This window comes from Streptomyces humi, assembly GCF_001005085.2.
Classification (GTDB): Bacteria; Actinomycetota; Actinomycetes; order Streptomycetales; family Streptomycetaceae; genus Streptomyces; species Streptomyces humi.
The window spans coordinates 18883-39857 of record NZ_LBMU02000043.1; the positions used below are offsets into that span (position 1 = coordinate 18883).

The following is a 20975-nucleotide window of genomic DNA, read 5'->3' on the forward strand; positions in this document are numbered from 1 at the left end:
GCAGGTCACGACCGCCAACCTCGCGTACGGTCGCACGTAACCTGACGTTCAACCGCCCGGGTCAACCGAGCGCAAAGAGTACGCCGGGCTCACGTCCCGTCACCGGGCGGGCGCCGCTACCGGTCCGCCGCGGCCGCCACCTCCCGTGCCCACCGGTAGTCGGCCTTCCCGCTCGGCGACCGCTGCACCGTCTCCGTGATCACCAGCTGGCGCGGGATCTTGTACCCGGCGAGATGGGTGCGGCAGTGCGACTGGATGTCCGCCAGCGACGGACGCGGCGCCCCCTCGCGCAACTGCACCACCGCCGCCACGTGGTTGCCCCACTTCGCGTCCGGCACCCCCGCCACCAGCGCGTCGTACACGTCCGGATGCGACTTCAGCGCCTGCTCGACCTCCTCCGGGTACACCTTCTCGCCCCCGGTGTTGATGCACTGCGACCCCCGGCCGAGGACGGTGACCACGCCGTCCGCGTCGATCGTCCCCATGTCGCCCAGCAGCACCCAGCGGCGGCCGTCCTTCTCGAAGAAGGTCTCGGCGGTCTTCCCGGGGTCGTTGTAGTAGCCGAGCGGCACATGGCCGCTCTGCGCCACCCGCCCGATCTCGCCCACCGCGACCGGCTCATGGGTGGCCGGATCGACCACCTGGGTACGCGAGTTGACCCGGACCCGGAACCGGCTGCCGGCCCCCGAGTCGTCGGTCGCCGTGCCGTTGAAACCGGACTCGGAGGAGCCGAAGTTGTTCAACAGCATGGCGTTCGGGACGAGTTCGCTGAACTCGCGGCGTACGGTCTCGGAGAGGATCGCGCCCGACGAGGAGACGCTGAACAGAGCGGAGCAGTCGGTGCCCTTCATAGGCCCGTTGAGAGCGTCGATCAGCGGCCGCAGCATCGCGTCGCCGACCAGCGACATACTGGTCACCTTCTCCTTCTCGACCGTCCGCAGCACCTCCTCGGGCGCGAACTTGCGGTGTATCACCACGCGTTGCCCGAAGTTGAAGCCGATGAAGCTGGTCAGGGTGGACGTGCCGTGCATCAGCGGGGGAGTGGGGAAGAAGGTGATCCCGGTGCCGCCGGCCGCGACCCGCTCGGCCAGTTCCTCCGGCCGCCCGACCGGCTCACCGGTCGGTGCGCCACCGCCCAGCCCGGCGAAGAACAGGTCCTCCTGACGCCACATCACGCCCTTGGGCATCCCGGTGGTGCCACCGGTGTAGATGATGAACTGGTCGTCCGCCGAACGCGCCGGGAACCCGCGGCCGGGCGACCCCGCGGCCTCGGCCTCCGGGAACGCGAGTGCCTTGAGCTCCGAGGCGGGCTCGCCCACCCGTACCAGGTGCCGCAGTTTCGGGACCCGCGGCAGCGCCGCCGCCACCCGCTCCTCGAACTCCGCGTCGAAGACCAGCGCGACCAGGTCGGCGTCCCGGTAGAGATACACCAACTCCTCTTCGACATAGCGGTAGTTGACATTGACCGGTACGACCCGTGCCTTGAGGCAGCCGAGCACCGTCTGGAGGTACTCCACCCCGTTGTACAGGTGCAGCCCGAGGTGTTCGCCCGGCCGGATCCCGCTGTCGATCAGATGGTGGCCGACGCGGTTGGCGGCCGCGTCCAGCTCCGCGTAGGTCAGCCGGCGCTCGGCACCCGTGCCGGGGTGGTCGATGTACACGAGCGCCTCGCGGTCCGCGGCCACGTCGACGACCGACTCGAACAGGTCGGCAAGGTTGTACTCCACCGCTCCTCCTGACCCCGGCAACCATGACGAAGAAAGGCGCAACTGTCGGTTCGCCGGTCATCAGAGCAAAGGGCGCGGCAAGTGGGAAGGGTTCGCGCGAAGAAATCTGACTGTCTGTCAGAAAACCCTTGAAGTGCCCTCCGCCCTACTGCAACCTGTTCTCGTTCCGGCAGAGGGGAGAGGTCCATGGGTGGCACGGAACACCTCACCGTGCGGCGCGAGGGCGCCACACTGGTGCTCACGCTGAACAGGCCCGAGGCGAAGAACGCACTCTCGATCTCCATGCTCGTCGGTCTGTACGACGGCTGGATCGAGGCCGACGAGGACGACGGCGTCCGCTCCGTCGTGCTCACCGGGGCCGGCGGCGCCTTCTGCGCCGGGATGGACCTCAAGGCGCTGGCGGGACAGGGCATGGCGGGGGAGCACCTCCGCGACCGGCTGAAGGCCGACCCGGACCTGCACTGGAAGGCGATGCTCCGTCATCACCGCCCGCGCAAACCGGTGATCGCCGCGGTCGAGGGGTACTGCGTCGCGGGCGGCACCGAGATCCTTCAGGGCACCGACATCCGGGTCGCGGGCGAGTCCGCGACCTTCGGTCTGTTCGAGGTCAGGCGCGGACTCTTCCCGATCGGCGGCTCCACGGTGCGGCTGCAACGCCAGATCCCGCGCACCCACGCGCTGGAGATGCTGCTGACGGGGCGGCCGTACAGCGCGCGCGAGGCCGCGGACATCGGGCTCGTCGGGCATGTCGTGCCCGACGGGAGCGCGCTGGACAAGGCGCTGGAGATCGCCGAGCAGATCAACGCGTGCGGGCCGCTGGCGGTCGAGGCCGTGAAGGCGTCGGTGTACGAGACGGCGGAGATGACGGAGGTCGACGGGCTGGCCGCGGAGCTGAAGCGGGGGTGGCCGGTGTTCGACACGGCCGACGCGAAGGAAGGGGCGCGTGCGTTCGCGGAGAAGCGGGTGCCTGACTACAAGCGTGCGTAGCGCTGCGCTCGCCTGGCGGGGCAGTTCGTTCCATGCAGGTCGTATGCGGCTGGTCGCGCAGTTCCCCGCGCCCCCGACGGGGCGCTGAACACCCACCCGGTGAAGACAAGGAGCCCCCATGCCCGAAGTGCTCAAAGCCCCCCTCGTCGTCGAGTTCCCGTTCACCCGTTCCCTCGGGCCCGTGCAGGGGGCCTTCCTCACCGGGCTGCGGGAGCGGATCGTCCTCGGGGTGCGGACCGGCGACGGCCGCGTCCTCGTGCCGCCCGTCGAGTACGACCCCGTCACCGCCGAGGAGATCCGCGACCTCGTCCACGTGGCCACCACCGGCACCGTCACCACCTGGGCCTGGAACCACGAACCCCGCCGGGGCCAGCCCCTCGCCACGCCCTTCGCCTGGGTGCTGGTCCGGCTCGACGGCGCCGACACCGCCCTGCTGCACGCCCTCGACGTCCCCGGGCCCGACGCCGTGCACACGGGCATGCGGGTCCGGATCCGCTGGGCCGAGGAGCGCTCCGGCGCCATCACCGACATCGCCTGCTTCGAGCCGTACGACGGTGCGGACACCGTCGTCACCGTCCACGCGGGGGAGTTCGAGGAACCGGTCACCGGCATCGTCGCCCACGCCTGCCTCGACTACACCTACTCGCCCGGCCGCGCCCAGACCGCCTACATCAACGCCCTGTCGACACGACGGACGTTCGGTGAGCGCTGCCCCTCCTGCCGGAAGGTGTACGTCCCACCGAGGGGTGCCTGCCCCACATGTGGGGTGGCCACATCGGAACAGGTGGAGGTGGGACCCGGGGGCACGGTCACCACCTTCTGCATCGTCAACATCAAGGCGAAGAACCTCGACATCGAGGTGCCTTACGTCTACGCGCACATCGCCCTGGACGGCGCGGGGCTCGCCCTGCACGGCCGGATCGGCGGCATCCCCTACGACCAGGTGCGGATGGGCCTGCGGGTCGAACCGGTGTGGACCGAGGGCGCCCGCTACCCCGACCACTACCGGCCCACCGGCGAACCCGACGCGGACTACGACACGTACAAGGAGCTGCTGTGACGCGTGACATCGCGCTGGTCGCCTTCGCGCAGACCGGTCACCGGCGCACCAGCGACGAGCTCTCCGAGGTGGAGATGCTGATGCCGGTGCTGCACGAGGTACTCGACCGGACCGGCCTGCGGACCGCCGACATCGGCTTCACCTGCTCCGGGTCGAGCGACTACCTGGCCGGCCGCGCCTTCTCCTTCACCCTCGCCCTCGACGGCGTCGGCGCCTGGCCGCCGATCTCCGAGTCGCACGTCGAGATGGACGGCGCCTGGGCGCTGTACGAGGCCTGGACCAAACTGCTCACCGGGGACGCGGACACCGCGCTCGTCTACTCCTACGGCAAGTCCTCACCCGGCTCCGTCCGGGACGTGCTCACCCGGCAGCTCGATCCCTACTACCTGGCGCCCCTGTGGCCGGACTCCGTCGCCCTGGCCGCCCTCCAGGCCCAGGCGCTCATCGACGCGGGGGAGACCGACGAGCCGGCGCTGGCCGCCGTGGGCGCCAGGAACCGCGCCGACGCCACCGGCAACCCCCACGCCCAGCTCAGCGGTCCGGTGCCGCAAGGGGAGTACGTCGTGCGGCCCCTCCGCACCGGCGACTGCCCGCCCATCGGGGACGGCGCCGCCGCCGTGATCCTCGCGGCCGGGGACCGGGCCCGGGAGCTGTGCGAGCGGCCCGCCTGGATCCGGGGGATCGACCACCGCATCGAGGCCCACGGCCTCGGCGTCCGTGACCTGACCGACTCGCCGTCCGCACGGCTCGCCGCCGAGCGGGCCGGCGCCTTCGAACGGCCCGTGGACACCGCCGAACTGCACGCCCCGTTCAGCTCGCAGGAGGTCGTGCTGCGCAAGGCGCTGCGGCTCGGCGACGACGTGCGCGTCAACCCGTCCGGCGGCGCGCAGGCCGCCAACCCGATCATGGCCGCCGGCCTGATCCGCGTCGGCGAGGCCGCCGCCCGCATCCACCGGGGCGAGTCCGACCGCGCCCTCGCCCACGCCACCTCCGGCCCCTGCTTGCAGCAGAACCTGGTCGCCGTACTCGAAGGGGATCCGCGATGAGCAAGGAACCCGTGGCCGTGGTGGGGATCGGCCAGACCAAGCACGTCGCGGCGCGCCGGGACGTCTCGATCGCGGGACTCGTCCGCGAGGCCGCGCTGCGCGCCCTCGCGGACGCCGAGTTGACGTGGGCCGACATCGACGCCGTCGTCATCGGCAAGGCCCCCGACTTCTTCGAGGGCGTGATGATGCCGGAGCTGTACCTGGCGGACGCCCTCGGCGCGGTGGGCAAGCCCATGTTGCGGGTCCACACCGCGGGGTCGGTGGGCGGCTCCACCGCGCTGGTCGCGGCCAACCTCGTCGCCGCCCGCGTCCACTCCACGGTGCTGACCCTCGCCTTCGAGAAACAGTCCGAATCGAACGCCATGTGGGGGCTCTCCCTGCCCATCCCCTTCCAGCAGCCGCTGCTGGCCGGCGCGGGCGGGTTCTTCGCACCCCACGTCCGGGCCTACATGCGGCGCAGCGGCGCCCCCGACACCGTCGGCTCGCTGGTCGCCTACAAGGACCGCCGCAACGCGCTGAAGAACCCCTACGCGCACCTCCACGAACACGACATCACCCTGGAGAAGGTCCAGGCGTCCCCCATGCTGTGGGACCCCATCCGCTACTCGGAGACCTGCCCCTCCTCCGACGGCGCCTGCGCCATGGTCCTCACCGACCGCGCCGGAGCCGCGCGCGCCCCGGGACCGCCGGCCTGGATGCTGGGCGGTGCCATGCGCAGCGAACCCACCCTGTTCGCCGGCAAGGACGCGGTGTCCCCGCAGGCCGGGAAGGACTGCGCGGCGGACGTCTACCGGCAGGCGGGGATCGCCGACCCGCGCCGGGACATCGACGCCGTCGAGATGTACGTGCCGTTCTCCTGGTACGAGCCCATGTGGCTGGAGAACCTGGGCTTCGCCGAGGAGGGCGAGGGCTGGAAACTCACCGAATCGGGGGTCACGGAACTCGACGGTGACCTCCCCGTCAACATGTCGGGCGGGGTGCTCTCCACCAACCCGATCGGCGCCTCCGGCATGATCCGGTTCGCCGAGGCGGCCCTCCAGGTCCGCGGCCGGGCCGGAGAACACCAGGTGGACGGCGCGCGCAAGGTGCTCGGGCACGCCTACGGCGGCGGCTCCCAGTTCTTCTCGATGTGGCTCGTCGGCTCCGCTGCCCCCGACTCCTGAAAGGACCCGTCCACGTGGCCTGTTGGGTGCCGGAACCGAAAGCTAGGCTGGCCGCGGACGACGAATTCGGGAGGAGCACGGACGTGGCCGAGAGCACCATCCAGCAGCAGCCGGTTCTGGGCTGGGACAAGCCGGAGCTGGACCTCAGCGGGGCCGACTGGCAGTCCAGCAGCCGTGGCCGGGGGGATGTCCAGATCGCCTTTGTCGAGGGATTCATCGCGATGCGCAACAGCGGCCGGCCGGAGAGTCCTTCCCTGATCTTCACCCCCGCCGAATGGGGTGCCTTCGTGTCGGGGGCCCGGGAGGGCGAGTTCGACCTCACCTGAGCACGGCACCGCCCCCGGTCCCCGTCGCGGAGCGGACCGGGCGGTGTTCCGCGAGGATTTCCGGACACGTGACCAGCAGCGCCCGTCCGGGGCCGCCGCCTGAGACAGGCTGGCCCCGGAAAGGGAAGGTCACATTCCGGAGGTGAGGGAACGATGAGCACTACGCCGGTCATCGCTGCGGTGGACGGATCGGACGACAGCCTGCGCGCCCTGGACTGGGCGGTGACGGCGGCCCGGCAGCGGAAGGCACCGCTGCGCGTGGTGCACGTACGCCAGTACGCCGCCTGGGGACAGCCGGACGTCCTGGTCGCCGGGGAGCCCGACGCGGCCGGCGACCCGGTGCTCGACGAGGTCCGCGACCGGCTGGACGCCTGCGCCGAGCCGCTCACCGTCGAGTACGTCGCCCTGGAGGGCGCCCCGACCGCGCTGCTGCCCCAACTCGGCGCCGACGGCCTGCTGCTGGTGCTCGGCTCCCGGGGCCGCGGCGGCTTCGCGAGCCTGCTGCTGGGCTCCAACGGCATGGCCGCCGCCCGCGACGCCGGGTGCCCGGTGGTCGTCATACCCCGGCCCGGGCGCGAGGTGCGGGAGGACCTGCCCACCGAACCCGGACCCCGGGTCGTCGTCGGCGTGGACGCGGACAGCCCCGACGACGCGACCCTCGCCTTCGCCTTCGTCGAGGCCGCGTGGCGGGGCGTACGGCTCCAGGTGATCGCCGGCTACCCGTGGCCGGTCCGGTCCTGGGTCGCGGCCGGCAGCCTCGTCGTGCCGACCGTCGACCAGGACGAGGTCGAGCGGGAGACCCGCACCCTCGCCGAGGGCTTCCTCGCCCCGCACCTCAAGGACCACCCGAACGTGTGGACCGAGATCCTCGCGCTGCCCGGTGACGCGGCCGGACTCCTGGTCGCCGCCTCCAAGGACGCCGAACTCGTCGTCGTCGGCCGGCACCGCCGCCGCCCGCTCGCACCGGCCCGCATGCTGGGCTCCGTCACCCACGCCGTCCTGCTGCACGCGGCCTGCCCGGTCGCGGTGGTCCCGCCGCCACCCGAGCAGTGATGTCAAGGCCCACCGGCCAGTTACCGTCAGTAGGGAGCGGATCACCCTCGTCAGGCGTACGCTGAGCTGCCTGCAAGCCACGGTGCGCGCCCGCTCCCCGCGCTCGCGCATCACCGTGGCGGGGGGTGGTCATGGGACAGCGGGTCCTGCGGAACCGACGAACGCTCTACGAACGTGAGAGCGAACTCGCCGCCGTCGACGAGGCGTTGGCCGAACTCACCGGTCTCGCCGCGCGCACCGGGCCGACCGGAGTGAGCCCGGACGTCACGACACCGGACGACCGTCCGCGCGGAGCGCTGCTCGCCTTCGCCGGCCGCGCCGGAATCGGCAAGACCACCCTGCTCGCCGAGGTCCGCCGGCGCGCCACCGCCCAGGGCTGCACCGTCCTGTCAGCGCGCGGCGGCGACCAGGAACAGCGCGTCGCCTTCCACGTCGCCCGCCAGCTCCTGCAACCCCGTCTCGCGGGTGCGCCCGAGGCCGAACTCCGCGCCTCACTGGGCAGTTGGTACGACATCGTCGGCCCCGCCCTCGGCCTGTGCGCCCCCACCGAGGGCGCCCCGCCCGACCAGCAGGGCCTGCGCGACGGACTCGACTGGGTGCTCACCCACCTCGCCGTGCGCCGCGCCCCGATGGTCCTCGTCCTCGACGACGCGCACTGGGCCGACCCCGAATCCCTCGGCTGGCTCGCCGCGTTCGCGCCCCGCGCCGAACAACTCCCGCTGCTCGTCGTCGTCGCCTACCGGCCCGACGAACTCCCGGACCACGCCGAGTCGTTCCGCCGCCTGCCAGGCCGGGCAGGCGGCCGGCCGCACGACCTGGAACCGCTCAGCGCCGACGCCGTCGCCGGCCTGGTGCGCGAAAGCCTCGGCGACCACGCCGACGACGCCTTCTGCCACGAGTCCTGGGCCGTCACCTCCGGCAACCCCTTCGAGATCGTCGAGCTCACCGCCAAGGTCCACGACCGGGGCCTGGACCCCACCGAGGCCGGCGCACCCCTGCTGCGCGACCTCGCCGCCGCCGTGAAGGGCAGCGGACTGATCACCCGGCTCGAACGCCTCGGCCCGTCCGCCGTCCGCTTCGCCTGGGCCTGCGCCGTCCTCGGCACCGAGATCCATCCCACGCTGGCCGCCGCCGTCGCCGGCCTCGGCCACGAGGAGGCCGCCGACGCCGCCGACGCCCTGCGCGGCGCCCGCGTCCTCACCGGCGCCGACACCCTGGAGTTCGTCCACCCGCTCATCGCCACCGCCGTCTACCGGGCCATCCCGCCCGCCACCCGCGTCGCCCTGCACGGCCAGGCCGCCTGGTGCGTGACCGACGACGGTCAGGGCGCCACCGCCGCAGCCCGCCACCTCCTGGAGACCCACCCCGAGGGCGACGCCTGGGTCGTGCGCCAGCTGCGTGCCGCCGCCGGCGAGACGCTCCGGGCCGGCGCCCCCGACGCGGCCCGCCGCTACCTGGCCCGCGCCCTGCGCGAACCCCCGCCGGCCAAGGAGCGCGCCGCCGTCCTCCACGAACTCGGCAGCGCCTCCCTGCTCACCGAACCGGCCACCACCGTCAACCACCTCCGCGCCGCCCTCCAGGAACCCATCGCCGAGCCCGCCCTGCGGCACCGCATCGTCTACCGCCTCTCGCAGGTCCTCGCCCACAGCGACCGCCTAGCCGAGGCCTCCGAGACCCTCGCGCACGAGATCCGGCTGACCGACGACGCCCGGGTCCGGCTGCGGATGCTCTCCGAACAGTTCATGTGGGACGCCTTCCGCGCCGACGAACCCGACCATCCCGCCCGCTCCCGCCGCCTGGCCAGGCTCGCCGACCGCCTCCAGGGCCGCGACCTCACCGAGCGGTACATCATCGGGCTGCGCACCTGGGACGCGATCCAGCGCGGCGAACCCGCCGGCACCGCCCTGCGCCACGCCGAACGCGCCCTCGTCGGCGGCCTCGGCTGGGCCGAGGCCGACCGTGGCTTCGAGGTCCCGGTCCTGGTCGCCCTCGCCTTCATGTACGCCGACCGCCCCGACCGCACCGAGGAACTGTTCGCCGCCGGCATCGCCGACTACGAACGCCAGGGCTGGCGCGGCGGGCACCTCTCCTTCGCCTACACACTCCTCGGCTACCTCCGCTACCGGCGCGGCCGCCTCGCCGAGGCGGAGGACCTCGCCCGCTCCGGACTGCGCCTCGCCGAACGCGTCGGACCCGGCACGCCCGCCCACTGGTACGCCCTGGGCACCCTCATCCAGACCCTCATCGCCCGCGGCCGTACCGACGAGGCCACCCGGCTGGCCGAGGACCACTCCTTCCGGGAGCCGTTCCCGGCGGCCGTGGTCTTCCCCGACGCCCAGACCGTCTACGGCGAGCTGCTCCTCGCCCGCGGCCTCACCAAGGCCGCGGCGGCCGAGCTGTCCGCGGCCGGCCGCCGCCTCGAACCCCGCGGGATCCGCAACCCCGCCTGGTGCCCCTGGCAGCTCCACCTGGCCCGGGCCGAGGCCCACGACGCACCGGAGCGCGCCCTGACCACCGCCCTGGAAGCGGTGAGCCGGGCCCGCCAGTTCGGCGCCCCGTCGGCGATCGGCCAGGCGCTGCGCACGGCCGCCGAGGTGGCGACGGGTCCGGCCCGCGTGACCTACCTGGAAGAAGCGGTGGCCCACCTGGAGCGGTCCCCCGCCGCCTACGAGCTGGCCTGCGCCCTGGTCGCCCTGGGCACGGAACTCCACGACACCGCCCACCTCCGCAGGGGCCTGAAAACAGCCGAGCGGTGCGGAGCGGACACCCTGGCGGCCACCGCGTGCGCCGAACTGGCGTCCGCTGTGAAGCGGACCCAGGGCGTGACCACCCAGGCGCGGGGAGAACTGCGCGAGACCACCCAGGCGCGGGGAGAACTGCGCGAGACCACCCAGGCGCGGGGAGAACTGCGCGAGACCACCCAGGCGCGGGGACAACTGCGCGAGACCACCCAGGGGCACGGGGAACCGCGCGGAAAGTCCCCACAGCCCCGCACCTGACACCGCTCCGCAACCACCCACCGGTCCATACGGCCCCGCACCCGCGGCTCCCCGTACCATGGAGCGCATGTCGTTCCTCCGTCGCCGCAGCGCCACTCCCGCCGGCCCCGACTTCGACGTACTGGCCATGGACCCGGGCGACTGGCCCGGCAACCTCGGAGCCGGGCTGCTGCCCGCCCCCGACGGCACCTGCCAGGGCGTCTTCCTCCGCTACGACCTCTTCGGCGGCCGCGGCCCCGCGATGATCATCGGAAACCTCCCCGAGGGCTCCCCGGCCCGCGAGGTGGCGGAGGACGAGGTCCCGTTCGAGGTCGGCCAGCTCCTCCTGGCCCTGGAGAACGACGAGGACGTCACCGTCGTGGGCACCGAGGACATGCCGGTGCTCCAGGGCGACAACCTGCTGATCGTGCGCAGGCTCAAGCTCTCCGAGAGCCGGATCTCCTGCGTCCAGTTCGACCGCAGCGACGGCGTCCTCGTCACCATCGCCGCCTGGGACCGACCCATCACGGACGACCTGTACGCCCTGCTGAAGCCGCTCCCCGCGGAGCTTTTCCAGCAGGGCTGAGACAGGCCGGCCCGGTCACCGCCGGTGGTGCCGTCCGGTCTTCGGCGACGGCACCACGTCCACGTCGGCCGCCCGGACGAACTCGATCCGGTGGCCGTACTGGATCTCGTAGTACAGGTCCTTGCCCGTCACGACCCGGTGTGCGTCGGTGGCGAAGGTGGTCGCGTAGAAGTACTCGCCCGGCACCGCGTCACCGGCCACGTACTCCTGACCCGCCGGGATGGTGTAGGGCAGCGGCGAGATCGACTGGGCGGGCACCCCGGACGGGTACGCCGACGCCTCCGGATAGGCGCGGCCGTACACGGGGACGCTCGTCAGGCCCGCCTTGGGCGTGACCACCAGGCCCGCCGCGGTCACCGCCGTCGGATCCTTGGCCGGGTTCCTGAACCAGGCCTTCTGGCCCAGGTACCAGATCGCCGTCCAGTCGCCCCAGGTGTCCGCCACCGCGTACTGCTGACCGGTGGAGACCCGTGACGAGAGGTCGTTCACGTCGGTCGTCGGCGTCGTACCGAGGCCGACGTCCTTGATCAGGGCCGAGCTCTCGTCGTGGTCGGAGTACAGCCGGACCTCGCCGGAACCGTGCGCGGCACACGGCTGGCCCTTGCTGACGCAGCCGGTGTACGCGGGCTGGTTGGTGGCGTAGTCCGGCAGGATCGTCACCAGACCCCCCTTCTTGCCTGCCGTCCGCTTGAAGGGGTGCTCGAGCAGCTCGAAGTAGTGGCGCCAGTCCCAGAACGGACCCGGGTCGGTGTGCATCCCGGGAATCGAGGACGTGACCGGGCCCGGCACGTTCTCGTGGCCGATGATGTGCTGCCGGTCCAGCGGGATGCCGTACTTGTCGGTGAGGTACTTCACCAGCCGGGCCGAGGACCGGTACATCGCCTCCGTGTACCAGGCGTCCGGCGACGCGAGGAAGCCCTCGTGCTCGATGCCGATCGACTTGGCGTTGATGTACCAGTTGCCCGCGTGCCAGGCCACGTCCTTCGCCTTGACGTGCTGGGCGATCAGGCCGTCGGTCGAGCGGATGGTGTAGTTCCAGGACACATAGGTCGGGTCCTGGACCAGTTTGATGGTCTCGTCCCAGGACCCTTCCGTGTCGTGGATGACGATGAACTTGATGCTCTGCGACGCCGGCCGGTCACCGAGGTCGTGGTTGCCGTAGTCGTTGTCCCCGAACTGCGCGTACGGCGCCGGGATCCACTCGCATGACACCGTTGTCGGACATTCGGTGTCGTCCGCCGCCGCCGTACGCAGCCCGGCCGGCGCCGGCTGCCGGGCTGCCTTCAGGTCCGGCTGCGCGGCGAGCACGACGAGCTGCCCCGCGTCCGTGGTGCGCTCCTCGCCGGTGTGCAGGACGTCGAAGACGTCGTCGGCGTACGCCGACGCGGTCGCAGTGTCGTCGGCACCGGAGAAGAGGGCGATCGCGCCGTACCAGTCGGCCGGATCGGCGCTGAGCGGCCTGCCCAGACCCTTCTGGGCCGCCGCGAGCAGGGCGGCGCCGCCGGCCACGTTCGCCGCCGGGTCGGTGCGCAGCCGCTCGGCCGGGATACCGGTCAGCCCGGCGGCCTTCGTGAGCGTCTTGAGACGGGCCGGGAGCGCGGAGTCCGCCGGCACCTTCACGCGCGGGTGCAGGGCGGGCCGGGCGCTGTCGCCGCGGGGATCCTCGGTGCCCTCGGCGAAGTGCTCGGTCGCGGTGGCCAGCGCGGTGCGTGCGTCGGTCAGGTGCATCGGGCCGTAGCCGCCGGAGACGCTCGGCGCGCCGCCGTGGTCGTCCCAGCGGGACTGGAGGTACGAGACGGCCAGCAGCACGCTCTGCGGCACGTGGTAGTCGGTGGCGGCGGACGCGAACGCGCGCTGGAGCGCCTCGGCGGACGCCGCGCTGGTGCTCGGGGGCGGAGCCGCGCCCAGCAACGGCAGCAGCAGCGCCGCGGAGGCGACGGCGCCTGCCGTCCTGCGCGTGCGTCTGCCGTGGCGGGCGGGAACTGGCTCGGTGACGGATCCTCGCAATGCGGCCTCCTGGGGCGTTTAGAGCGCGGCGGGGCGTGCGGGGCTGAGCGTGGCTCAGTGGTACCGGCTTGCCGACGATCCGTCAATCATGCCCAGAGGGAGGTGATTTCCCATGTCATACGATGTTCGTGGGAGTTTCGCGCCGCAGGCTCCGGGCCTGCGTGGTTTCAGAGGTGTACGCCGGTGAACGGGGCCGTGCACCAGGGATCCGCGGTGCGCCGCTGCCCTGAGCGCACCGCGGATCCCCGTCCCCGTCAGCGAGTGCCGACCGCCGCGCGTACGGCCCGCCGGGCCAGCTGACAGTCGTCGTGCAGCCGCCGGAGCAGCAGCCGCTGTTCCTCGCCGGTCGGCGCCGCACCAGGGTGGGCCGTACCCGGTGCCGCCGGGGTCGCGTCGTGCATCGAACGCTGCACGGCGGTCTCGTACGTCCGGATCTCCCGGGTGAGGACCAGCATCAGGTTCACCAGGAACGCGTCCCGGGACGCGGGCCCCGCCGACTGGGCGATCTGGCTGATCTGACGGCGCGCCACCGGGGCGTCCCCGAGGACCGACCAGAGCGTCGCCAGGTCGTACCCCGGCAGGTACCAGCCCGCGTGCTCCCAGTCCACCAGCACTGGACCGGCCGGCGACAACAGGATGTTCGAGAGCAGGGCGTCACCGTGGCAGAACTGGCCCATCCCCTGGCGGCCCGCCGCGATCGCGATGCCGTGCAGCAGCTTCTGTAGGTCACCCATGTCCCGGTCGGTGAGCAGCCCCAGCTCGTGGTACCGGGAGATCCGGGCCGCGTAGTCCACCGGGGCGTCGAAGGTGCCCGCCGGCGGCCGCCACGCGTTCAGCCGGCAGACGGCGCCCAGCGCGGCCCGGATGTCCGCCCTGGGCGGGGCCTCCGCGGGGTGGCGCTGCACCGCCGCCACCCGGCCGGGCATCCGCTCGATCACCAGGGTGCAGTTGTCCGGGTCCGCCGCGATCAGCCTCGGCACCCGGATCGGCGGCCGGTGCCGGACGAACGAGCGGTATGCGGCTATTTCGTGGCGGGTCCGCTCCGCCCAGGCGGGGGAGTGGTCCAGTAGACACTTCGCCACGGCCGTGCTGCGCCCCGTCGTCCCGACGAGGATCACGGACCGCCCGGTGCGCCGCAGCACCTGCACCGGAGCGAACTCCGGGCAGATCCGGTGCACCGACGCGATCGCGGTGCGCAGTTGCGCGCCCTGTGGGCCGGACAGGTCCAGTCTCCCGCTGAGGGGCTGGGTGCCGAGCCCGGGGGCGCGCCGCGGCCGGCCCACGACCGGCACGGCGGCCCCCGTACGGGCGGGGTCGAGGTAGGGTCCGCTGCCCGCCGGTCGGGGGCGCAGCGGCCGGGGCGGGGCGGACACGGAGGACGATGCTGCGTACATGGGCGATACAGATCCCTTCGTGTACCTGCGGTGCCTGCCTGAGAAGTCCTGTGGAGAAGAGTTCTCACGCCCAACCCGTCCCGGCCGCCCGGGCTCACCCTGGGGAGTGGGCCCGTCGATGGCGACCGGGTCGGGGTGGCGCGTTCCTACCTGACACCCGTCGCCCAGTGGCACACCATCTGGCGCACCCTGGCGAACCGTGGCGAATAGTCGCCCGGCAACCGTCACCGGGCTACTGTCAACTCAGCCGAGAACCTGGGGGCTTGACGTGACCGGAGAACCCAACACCCGCCTCTCGGACCTGTTCGGCCTGGCCGGCTGGTCCAAGGGTGAACTCGCGAGGCTGGTCAACCGGCAGGCGGCGGCCATGGGCCACCCCCAGCTGTCGACCGACACCTCCCGGGTGCGGCGGTGGATCGACACGGGAGAGATCCCGCGCGATCCGGTGCCGCGGGTGCTGGCGGCTCTGTTCACCGAGCGTCTCGGCCGTGTCGTGACCATCGAGGACCTCGGTCTGGTACGGCACGGGCGTACGGGAAGACGGCCGGACGACGGGAACGCGGAACATCCCGACGGAATGCCGTGGGCGCCCGAACGAACCGCCGCGGTCCTCACCGAATTCACGGGAATGGACCTCATGCTCAACCGACGCGGCTTGGTGGGCGCGGGTGCCGCGCTCACCGCGGGATCCGTACTCACCACCGCCATGTACGACTGGCTGCACACCGACCCCACCCTGAGGGCCGACGCCCCCGTCCTCGACGACCCCCTGCACGCCGACCCCGCCGGGTTCGACCGCTACGAGGCCGCCCCCATCGGGTCCGAGGAGATCGAGGAACTGGAGCGCTCCGTCGAGGTGTTCCGAGCCTGGGACGCGGCCCGCGGCGGCGGGCTGCAACGCAAGGCCGTGGTGGGACAGCTCAACGAGGTGGGCGGCATGCTCGCCTACCGTCACCCCGACCATCTCCAGCGGCGCCTGTGGGGCGTCGCCGCCAACCTCGCCGTCCTCGCGGGCTGGATGTCGCACGACGTCGGCCTGGAGCCCACGGCCCAGAAGTACTTCGTCATCGCCGCCCACGCGGCCCGTGAGGGCGGCGACCGGCCGCGTGCCGGGGAGGCGCTCTCCAGAGCGGCTCGCCAGATGGTGCACATCGGCCGGCCCGACGAGGCGCTCGATCTGATGAAGCTGGCCCAGTCCGGCTCCGGTCACGAGGTACTGCCGCGCACCCAGGCGATGTTCCACACCATCGAGGCCTGGGCACAGGCGTCGATGGGCAGGGGCCAGGCGATGCGCCGCACCCTCGGCCAGGCGGAGAGCCTGTTTGTCTCGGACCGCACCGACGTACCGCCGCCCAGCTGGATGCAGATGTTCAACGAGGCGGATCTGTACGGCATGCAGGCCCTGGCCTACCGGACGCTGGCGGACCACGACCCGAGCGCCGCCGTGCACGCCCGGCACTACGCGGACAAGGCCCTGGCGCTCCGGGCAGGAAGCAAACAGGAGCGGTCGAAGATCTTCGACTTCCTGTCCATGGCCTCCGCCTGCTTCATCGCGGACGACCCCGAACAGGCGGGTCACTACGCGCGGTTGGCCCTGGTCTCGATGGGATCGAACTCCTCGCACCGCACCTGGGACCGGCTGCGCCAGATGTACCGGCTCACCGCCGAGTACTCCAGCTATCCGAAGATCCAGGAACTGCGGGAGGAGATCAAGCTCGCCCTGCCCAGGCCCCGGAGCAGGGGGACGAACAACAGCGCACAGGCATAGGGGCCCGTGCGCTCGGTGCCCGCCGACTGAACCAGGCGGTCTCCGCTGCCCGGAACGGGCGGCGACCGCTGCTCCTACTCACCCACCCTGGCGACGAGTACGCACGCCTCGTCCGTGCGCCCGCTCTCGCCGAACTCCTCGACGACGGCCGTGACGCAGTCCTGGGCGGTGCGCGCCGCCCCGAACCGCGCGGTCAGGCCGAGAAGGGAGTCCAGAGAGTCCGCTCCGCTGTGCCCGGGTACCAGTCCGTCGGTGTACAGCAGGAGCAGATCGCCCGGTTCCAGGGTCACTTCGGCCTGCCCGTAACCGGCTCCCGAGGTGGCGCCGAGCAGCACGCCGTCCGGCGCACTCAGCACCCGCCCCGTCCCGCCGCGGAACAGCAGCGGGGCGGGGTGTCCTGCCTGTGCCCAGGTCAGCACACGGGTGGTGGGCCGGTAGCGGCAGCAGACGGCGCTGCCCAGCGCGGGTTGCACGGTGGCGTCGAGTAACTGGTTGAGCAGGGACATCAGATGCGCCGGCGGGGCACCGGCCATCGCCATCCCGCGTACGGCGCCCAGCAGCATCGCCATGCCCGAGGTGACCGCCACCCCCTGCCCGGTGAGATCGCCGACGCTGAGCAGGGTGTCGCCGTCGGGCAGTTCCAGCGCGTCGTACCAGTCGCCGCCCGGCAGGGCGCCACTCGCGGACGGCAGGCACCGGGCCGCGACCTCCAGCGTGCCGGGACCCCGGCGCGGCAGCCGTAGCGCGTCACGGCCGGGCGGCAGCACCGCTTCCTGGAGTTCGACGGCGAGCCGGTGCTCGGTCCTGGCCTGCTGGTGACGGCGCTGCATCGAGTCGTGGGTCTCGTGCACCGCCCGCTGGCTGCGGCGCAGTTCGCTGACGTCCCGCAGGACGGCCCACATCGAGGCGGTGCTGCCGTCGCCGCCGAGCACCGGCTCGCCCATCATGTGGACGGTCCGCACACCCCCGTCGGGGCGCACGATCCGGAACTCGTCGTCGATCGGCTTGGCGTCGACCAGGCAGCCGGTGACCATCGTGGTCAGCCGGGGCCGGTCCTCGTCCAGTACCAGTGAAGGCAGTTCGTCGAGCGTGAGGGCGGGCGCGGCCGGGTCGCGGCCGAGGATCCGGTAGAGCTCGGCCGACCAACTGGCCTCGTCCGTGAGGAGGTTCCACTCCGCGCTGCCGACGCGGCTGAGCAGTGATCCCGAGGCGGGCGGAGCGGACGGCAGGGGTTCCGTGTCCGGGCCGCAGGGCGGCGGGGCCGGTCCGTCCCGCAGCTGGGCCAAGTGCTCGTCTAGGTCGTTGAGCTGGTGCAGTGCCAGGTCGTACAGCGCCCGCTGCCAGCGTTCCTCGGGGTCCGCTCCGTCGCTCCGGGTGTCCCGCCGCACGGCGTCCACATCACCCTTGAGCCGCCGCGTCTGCGAAATCAACGCCTCGACCGAGCCGCGCCCGGGCGGCTGGGCGGCGGGGCGGTCCGCGGAGACATGGGACGGCATGACGCACTCCGATGCGGGGACGGGAAGGGTCAGGACGGGCGGGGGACCGGTTACGACTGTTGCACAGCCTGCGACGCCCTGTAAGGGATTTGGCAACACACGATACGGTGGTGCTTCTGACATATGCCAGAGTCTTCCCGGGCTGGTCGGGCCATATGGAAGACGTACGCGCGGTGAGGGGCAAGGCGTAGGCGGACTACGTGAGTTGACCCATTTTCAAGGGCGCTCGCGTCGCGCTCGGGCGGTTGTTCGACGTGCCTGTGTGCACAGTGTCGTGGTCTCGGCCAACGGCGGCAACTCTGTCCGGATTTCGCGTCATGCGAAGGGCCTTCGCGGAGTCCTACAGGCATGGACATCACTTTCGAGCAACCCGCCCGCGCCCGGCTGATCACCGCCGAGGACCAGGAGGTCCCGGTGCCCGCCACGCTGCGGTACACCTCCGGTGATCCGCTGGCCGTGTTCGTCGACTTCCCCGCCGAGGTCACGCTCGGCGGGGAGGAGGTCACCTGGACCTTCGCCCGTTCGCTCCTCGACCAGGGACTCGCGGCGCCGGCCGGCCGCGGGGACGTGCACATCTGGCCCTGCGGACCGGGGCGTACGGCCGTCGAGTTCCACTCGCCGCACGGTCTCGCGCTGCTCCAGTTCGACACCCAGGCGCTGTTCCGCTTCCTCCAGCGCACCCACGAGGTGGTGGCCCCGGGGGACGAGGACGTCGCGGGGGTCGTGGAGCAGGGGCTGAGCGCCCTGTTCGGGGGCGTGTGAGGCCCCCGGGGCCTGACGCGTACTTTGACTCTTGTTCACTCCCGCCTCACCGCTCCGGTCAGGAGCCGTCCGACCACCCCGTGCACACCTGGGCGCGCGGTGTGCCGCGAGGGCGCGCCCGTGACGCGGACGGGGCAGTGCGCCGGCGACCTCCCGTTCTCCCGGGCCCCGCAGCACGCCCCCTGGAACCAGGGCGCGGACCACGGCCGCGCCTGCTTGAGAACTTCCCCGCCGCCGAGGCGGGCAGCCCGCTCCACCGCCGCTTCCAGGGTGATGTCACCGAAACCGGGGCGCCACGAGCGTCAGCGGCCGGCGTCCGCGTACAGGTCCGGGCGCGGGGCGAGTTCGACGGTCGTACGGCCGCCGGACTCCAGCGCCCGCACCCCGGCCTCCGCGACGACGGAGGAGGCGTAGCCGTCCCAGACGCTCGGTCCGGTGACCCGGCCCTGCCGGGTGGCGTCCACCCAGGACTGCACCTCGCGGTCGTAGGCGTCGGCGAACCGCACCAGGTAGTCCTGGGCGACCTCCTCGCGGGCGCCGCCGGCCGAGGTGACCAGCATCGTGTGGTCCTCGCCGATCCGGGCGCTGCCCCGCTCGCAGACCGCCTCGCAGCGCACCTGGTAGCCGAATCCGCAGTTGACGAAGACCTCGACGTCGACGAGGGCGCCGCCGTCGGTCTCGAACAGCACCAGCTGAGGATCGAGCAGCCCGTCCGGGGCGTCCGAGGAGGGCCGCGGACGCAGCACGGTCACCGCGGTCAGTTCCTGGCCGAGCAGCCAGCGGGCCGCGTCGATCTCGTGCGAGACCGAGCTGTTGACCAGCATGGCGCTGGTGAACCCGGGCGGTGAGGAGACGTTGCGGTGGACGCAGTGCAGCATCAGCGGGCGGCCCAGACCACCGTCGTCCAGCAGGGACCTCAGACGCCGGTACTCGGCGTCGTAGCGCCGCATGAAGCCGATCTGCGCCAGCCTGCGGCCGAGCCCCGCCTCGGCCTCCACCACCCGCAGCGCACCTGTGGAGTCCGGCACCATGGGCTTCTCGCACAGCACCGGCAGCCCGCGCTCGAAGGCCGCGAGCAACGGTTCCTCGTGGGCCGGTCCGGGGGAGGCGATCAGCACCGCCTCCACACCGGGCGCGTCCAGCGCGGCCAGCGGATCCGCGTGGACGGTGACGCCGTCCCGGCCGGCCACCGCCTCCTTGGCGCGGTCGAGGTCGGGATCGGCGACGGCCGCCACCCTCGCGCCGCTCACCACGTGGTCGAGCCGTCTTATGTGGTCGGCACCCATGTGTCCGGCACCCAGTACCGCGACACCCAGCAGCTCAGCCACGCCCGCACTCCCTCTCAGCCGACGCCGACGATCACCTCGTAGGTTAGACGCCGGCCGAGAAGGGGTCGGTCAGTGGCTCCGTCAGTAGCGCAGCACCCCGGCGATGCCGTCCTCGTCGCCCAGGGCGCCGTCCGGGACGAACCGGACGTCGGCGCCGGTCTCCAGGCACTGCTCGACGATCTCGTCCACGATGTCGTCCCGGGCGTCGAGGTCGCCGCTGACGGCCGGGATCAGATGGTCGCCGTCGTCGCGGACCGTGGTGCGGTAGTTCTCCTCGACGGCCAGCAGCCGCACGCGGCCCTCGCGCGCGCTCTGCCAGACCTCGTCGACGCCGGCCGCGAACGTCCGGTGACCGCGCGCGGATTCCAGCTCCCGGGTGACCGCCGCCGCACTCCGGCGGGACTCGGCCTCCAGCAGCGGCCGGATCGCCTGCCACACCGCCTCCGGACCGGCGTGCGAAAGACCGCCGTGCTGCACGGGGATGCTGTGTCTGGCGACGTTGCCGAGCTCCTCCCACAGGGAGAGGGCGGCCTGCTCGCCGGTGACGTAGAGCTGCCGCGGCTCGTCGCGCAGCAGCGCGGACATCGCGGTGTCCGCGTCCCGCAGGAAGTGCTTGGTGTCCTCGTCGCGGAAGGTGCTGGGCATGTCGCCGATGCGCTGAAGGCGCTCGGCGTCGAAGTTCACCTGGCGGCGGACCAGCGGGAAGCCGCCGTCCCGGCTCTCGGTGACCCGGTCGGTCCCGCCGTTCCAGAGCGTGACGCGGTCGGCCGAGAGCGAGAGCACCCAGAACGGCCGCTCGGCGGCGTGCGCCGAGACCAGGTTGCGGGTGAGGAAGGTGTCCGAGAGCACCACACGCTCGGGGACACTGCGGGCCAGGGACCACACCTGGTGCTCACCGGGCGCGGCGAAGATCACCAGACCGTCCTCGGTGTACGTGAGATCGACCTCGGCCAGTGCCCGGTCGAGCTCCCTGATGACGTCGGACCGCCGTTCCCGGGTGATCGCGGGATCGGCCTCCAACTGTTTCTTCGCCTCGGCCACGACATTGCGCAGCCGGACGGAGTCCTGGGCGTTGTCGGGCTCGCGGCGGTGCGTCGGCGTCAGCACGGAGACGGCGGGATAGAGGCGCGGGCGGCGCAGCTCGGCGAGGGTCGATGGACTGAGTGCGTGCTCCATATCAGCACCATAGGGCCGAATCGCCGGTGCGGCATTTGGGGTAATCCCGCACCGGGCGGGGCGCGGTGCCCGTACGGGCACCAGGACGCGGCTCCGTGACCCTGTCGAGGCCTGGCCA

The 20975-nt window shown here is 72.3% G+C and carries 16 protein-coding genes; 10 read left to right on the forward strand and 6 right to left on the reverse strand.

All coding sequences use genetic code 11. The features are described 5' to 3' along the window. Positions 1-116 precede the first annotated feature (116 nt). Positions 117-1727, reverse strand: coding sequence for an acyl-CoA synthetase (locus AAW13_RS20040; protein WP_046731256.1), 1611 nt, complete (start codon positions 1725-1727; stop codon positions 117-119). 186 nt (positions 1728-1913) lie between these two features. Here AAW13_RS20040 and AAW13_RS20045 point away from each other — a divergent pair, with 186 nt between their 5' ends. The 8 genes from AAW13_RS20045 to AAW13_RS20080 all read left to right on the forward strand — a co-directional run bounded on the left by AAW13_RS20045 (position 1914) and on the right by AAW13_RS20080 (position 10926). Further along, positions 1914-2714 carry a crotonase/enoyl-CoA hydratase family protein gene (locus AAW13_RS20045; protein WP_046731255.1) on the forward strand — a complete coding sequence of 267 codons (801 nt, stop codon included), beginning with the start codon at positions 1914-1916 and terminating at the stop codon, positions 2712-2714. A 118-nt stretch (positions 2715-2832) separates the two neighbouring features. Beyond that, positions 2833-3774, forward strand: coding sequence for a Zn-ribbon domain-containing OB-fold protein (locus tag AAW13_RS20050; RefSeq protein ID WP_046731254.1), 942 nt, complete (start codon positions 2833-2835; stop codon positions 3772-3774). Continuing rightward, entirely contained in the window at positions 3771-4820 is a 1050-nt protein-coding gene (locus AAW13_RS20055; RefSeq protein ID WP_046731253.1) for a thiolase domain-containing protein, read from the forward strand. Before AAW13_RS20050 ends, AAW13_RS20055 begins: the two co-directional genes overlap by 4 nt. Next, the gene (locus AAW13_RS20060; RefSeq protein WP_046731252.1) at positions 4817-5983 is read left to right on the forward strand and encodes a thiolase domain-containing protein; all 1167 of its coding nucleotides are present in this window, start codon (positions 4817-4819) and stop codon (positions 5981-5983) included. The genes AAW13_RS20055 and AAW13_RS20060 overlap by 4 nt, the downstream gene beginning before the upstream one ends. Before the next feature lie 83 nt (positions 5984-6066). Continuing rightward, a complete protein-coding gene (locus AAW13_RS20065) occupies positions 6067-6309 on the forward strand; it encodes a DUF397 domain-containing protein (RefSeq protein WP_046731270.1) in 243 nt (80 codons plus the stop codon). Between the two features lie 153 nt (positions 6310-6462). After that, a complete protein-coding gene (locus tag AAW13_RS20070; protein WP_046731251.1) occupies positions 6463-7362 on the forward strand; it encodes a universal stress protein in 900 nt (299 codons plus the stop codon). 131 nt (positions 7363-7493) lie between these two features. Next, on the forward strand, positions 7494-10361 hold the full coding sequence (locus AAW13_RS20075; protein ID WP_079178871.1) for an ATP-binding protein: 2868 nt from the start codon (positions 7494-7496) through the stop codon (positions 10359-10361). Positions 10362-10428: 67 nt separating this feature from the next. Continuing rightward, entirely contained in the window at positions 10429-10926 is a 498-nt protein-coding gene (locus tag AAW13_RS20080) for a glycosyltransferase family protein (protein ID WP_046731250.1), read from the forward strand. 15 nt (positions 10927-10941) lie between these two features. On the opposite strand, the gene AAW13_RS20085 is transcribed toward AAW13_RS20080, so the two are convergent. Both AAW13_RS20085 and AAW13_RS20090 read right to left on the reverse strand, forming a co-directional pair. Further along, positions 10942-12933, reverse strand: coding sequence for an N-acetylmuramoyl-L-alanine amidase (locus AAW13_RS20085; protein WP_046731249.1), 1992 nt, complete (start codon positions 12931-12933; stop codon positions 10942-10944). 254 nt (positions 12934-13187) lie between these two features. Then, entirely contained in the window at positions 13188-14327 is a 1140-nt protein-coding gene (locus tag AAW13_RS20090) for an aminoglycoside phosphotransferase family protein (protein WP_046731248.1), read from the reverse strand. Between the two features lie 268 nt (positions 14328-14595). Here AAW13_RS20090 and AAW13_RS20095 point away from each other — a divergent pair, with 268 nt between their 5' ends. Further along, positions 14596-16095 carry a DNA-binding protein NsdB gene (locus AAW13_RS20095; RefSeq protein ID WP_046731247.1) on the forward strand — a complete coding sequence of 500 codons (1500 nt, stop codon included), beginning with the start codon at positions 14596-14598 and terminating at the stop codon, positions 16093-16095. A gap of 74 nt (positions 16096-16169) precedes the next feature. Here AAW13_RS20095 and AAW13_RS20100 read toward each other — a convergent pair whose 3' ends face one another. After that, positions 16170-17591, reverse strand: a complete 1422-nt coding sequence (locus AAW13_RS20100; protein WP_046731246.1) for a PP2C family protein-serine/threonine phosphatase — start codon at positions 17589-17591, stop codon at positions 16170-16172. Positions 17592-17939: 348 nt separating this feature from the next. Here AAW13_RS20100 and AAW13_RS20105 point away from each other — a divergent pair, with 348 nt between their 5' ends. After that, positions 17940-18353 carry an SsgA family sporulation/cell division regulator gene (locus AAW13_RS20105; protein WP_046731245.1) on the forward strand — a complete coding sequence of 138 codons (414 nt, stop codon included), beginning with the start codon at positions 17940-17942 and terminating at the stop codon, positions 18351-18353. Positions 18354-18655: 302 nt separating this feature from the next. Here the strand turns inward: AAW13_RS20105 and AAW13_RS20110 are convergent, their stop codons facing one another. Then, the gene (locus tag AAW13_RS20110; RefSeq protein ID WP_046731244.1) at positions 18656-19681 is read right to left on the reverse strand and encodes a Gfo/Idh/MocA family protein; all 1026 of its coding nucleotides are present in this window, start codon (positions 19679-19681) and stop codon (positions 18656-18658) included. An 81-nt stretch (positions 19682-19762) separates the two neighbouring features. Beyond that, positions 19763-20857, reverse strand: a complete 1095-nt coding sequence (locus AAW13_RS20115) for a baeRF3 domain-containing protein (protein WP_046731243.1) — start codon at positions 20855-20857, stop codon at positions 19763-19765. Between the last annotated feature and the right edge of the window lie 118 nt (positions 20858-20975).

Bases quoted from the DNA above. Each gene is read 5' to 3' on its own strand.
- AAW13_RS20045 (WP_046731255.1), top strand. From the start codon at position 1,914: ATGGGTGGCACGGAACACCTCACCGTGCGGCGCGAGGGCGCCACACTG.
- AAW13_RS20050 (WP_046731254.1), top strand. From the start codon at position 2,833: ATGCCCGAAGTGCTCAAAGCCCCCCTCGTCGTCGAGTTCCCGTTCACC.
- AAW13_RS20060 (WP_046731252.1), top strand. From the start codon at position 4,817: ATGAGCAAGGAACCCGTGGCCGTGGTGGGGATCGGCCAGACCAAGCAC.
- AAW13_RS20070 (WP_046731251.1), top strand. From the start codon at position 6,463: ATGAGCACTACGCCGGTCATCGCTGCGGTGGACGGATCGGACGACAGC.
- AAW13_RS20075 (WP_079178871.1), top strand. From the start codon at position 7,494: ATGGGACAGCGGGTCCTGCGGAACCGACGAACGCTCTACGAACGTGAG.
- AAW13_RS20080 (WP_046731250.1), top strand. From the start codon at position 10,429: ATGTCGTTCCTCCGTCGCCGCAGCGCCACTCCCGCCGGCCCCGACTTC.
- AAW13_RS20090 (WP_046731248.1), bottom strand. From the start codon at position 14,327: ATGTACGCAGCATCGTCCTCCGTGTCCGCCCCGCCCCGGCCGCTGCGC.
- AAW13_RS20100 (WP_046731246.1), bottom strand. From the start codon at position 17,591: ATGCCGTCCCATGTCTCCGCGGACCGCCCCGCCGCCCAGCCGCCCGGG.
- AAW13_RS20105 (WP_046731245.1), top strand. From the start codon at position 17,940: ATGGACATCACTTTCGAGCAACCCGCCCGCGCCCGGCTGATCACCGCC.
- AAW13_RS20115 (WP_046731243.1), bottom strand. From the start codon at position 20,857: ATGGAGCACGCACTCAGTCCATCGACCCTCGCCGAGCTGCGCCGCCCG.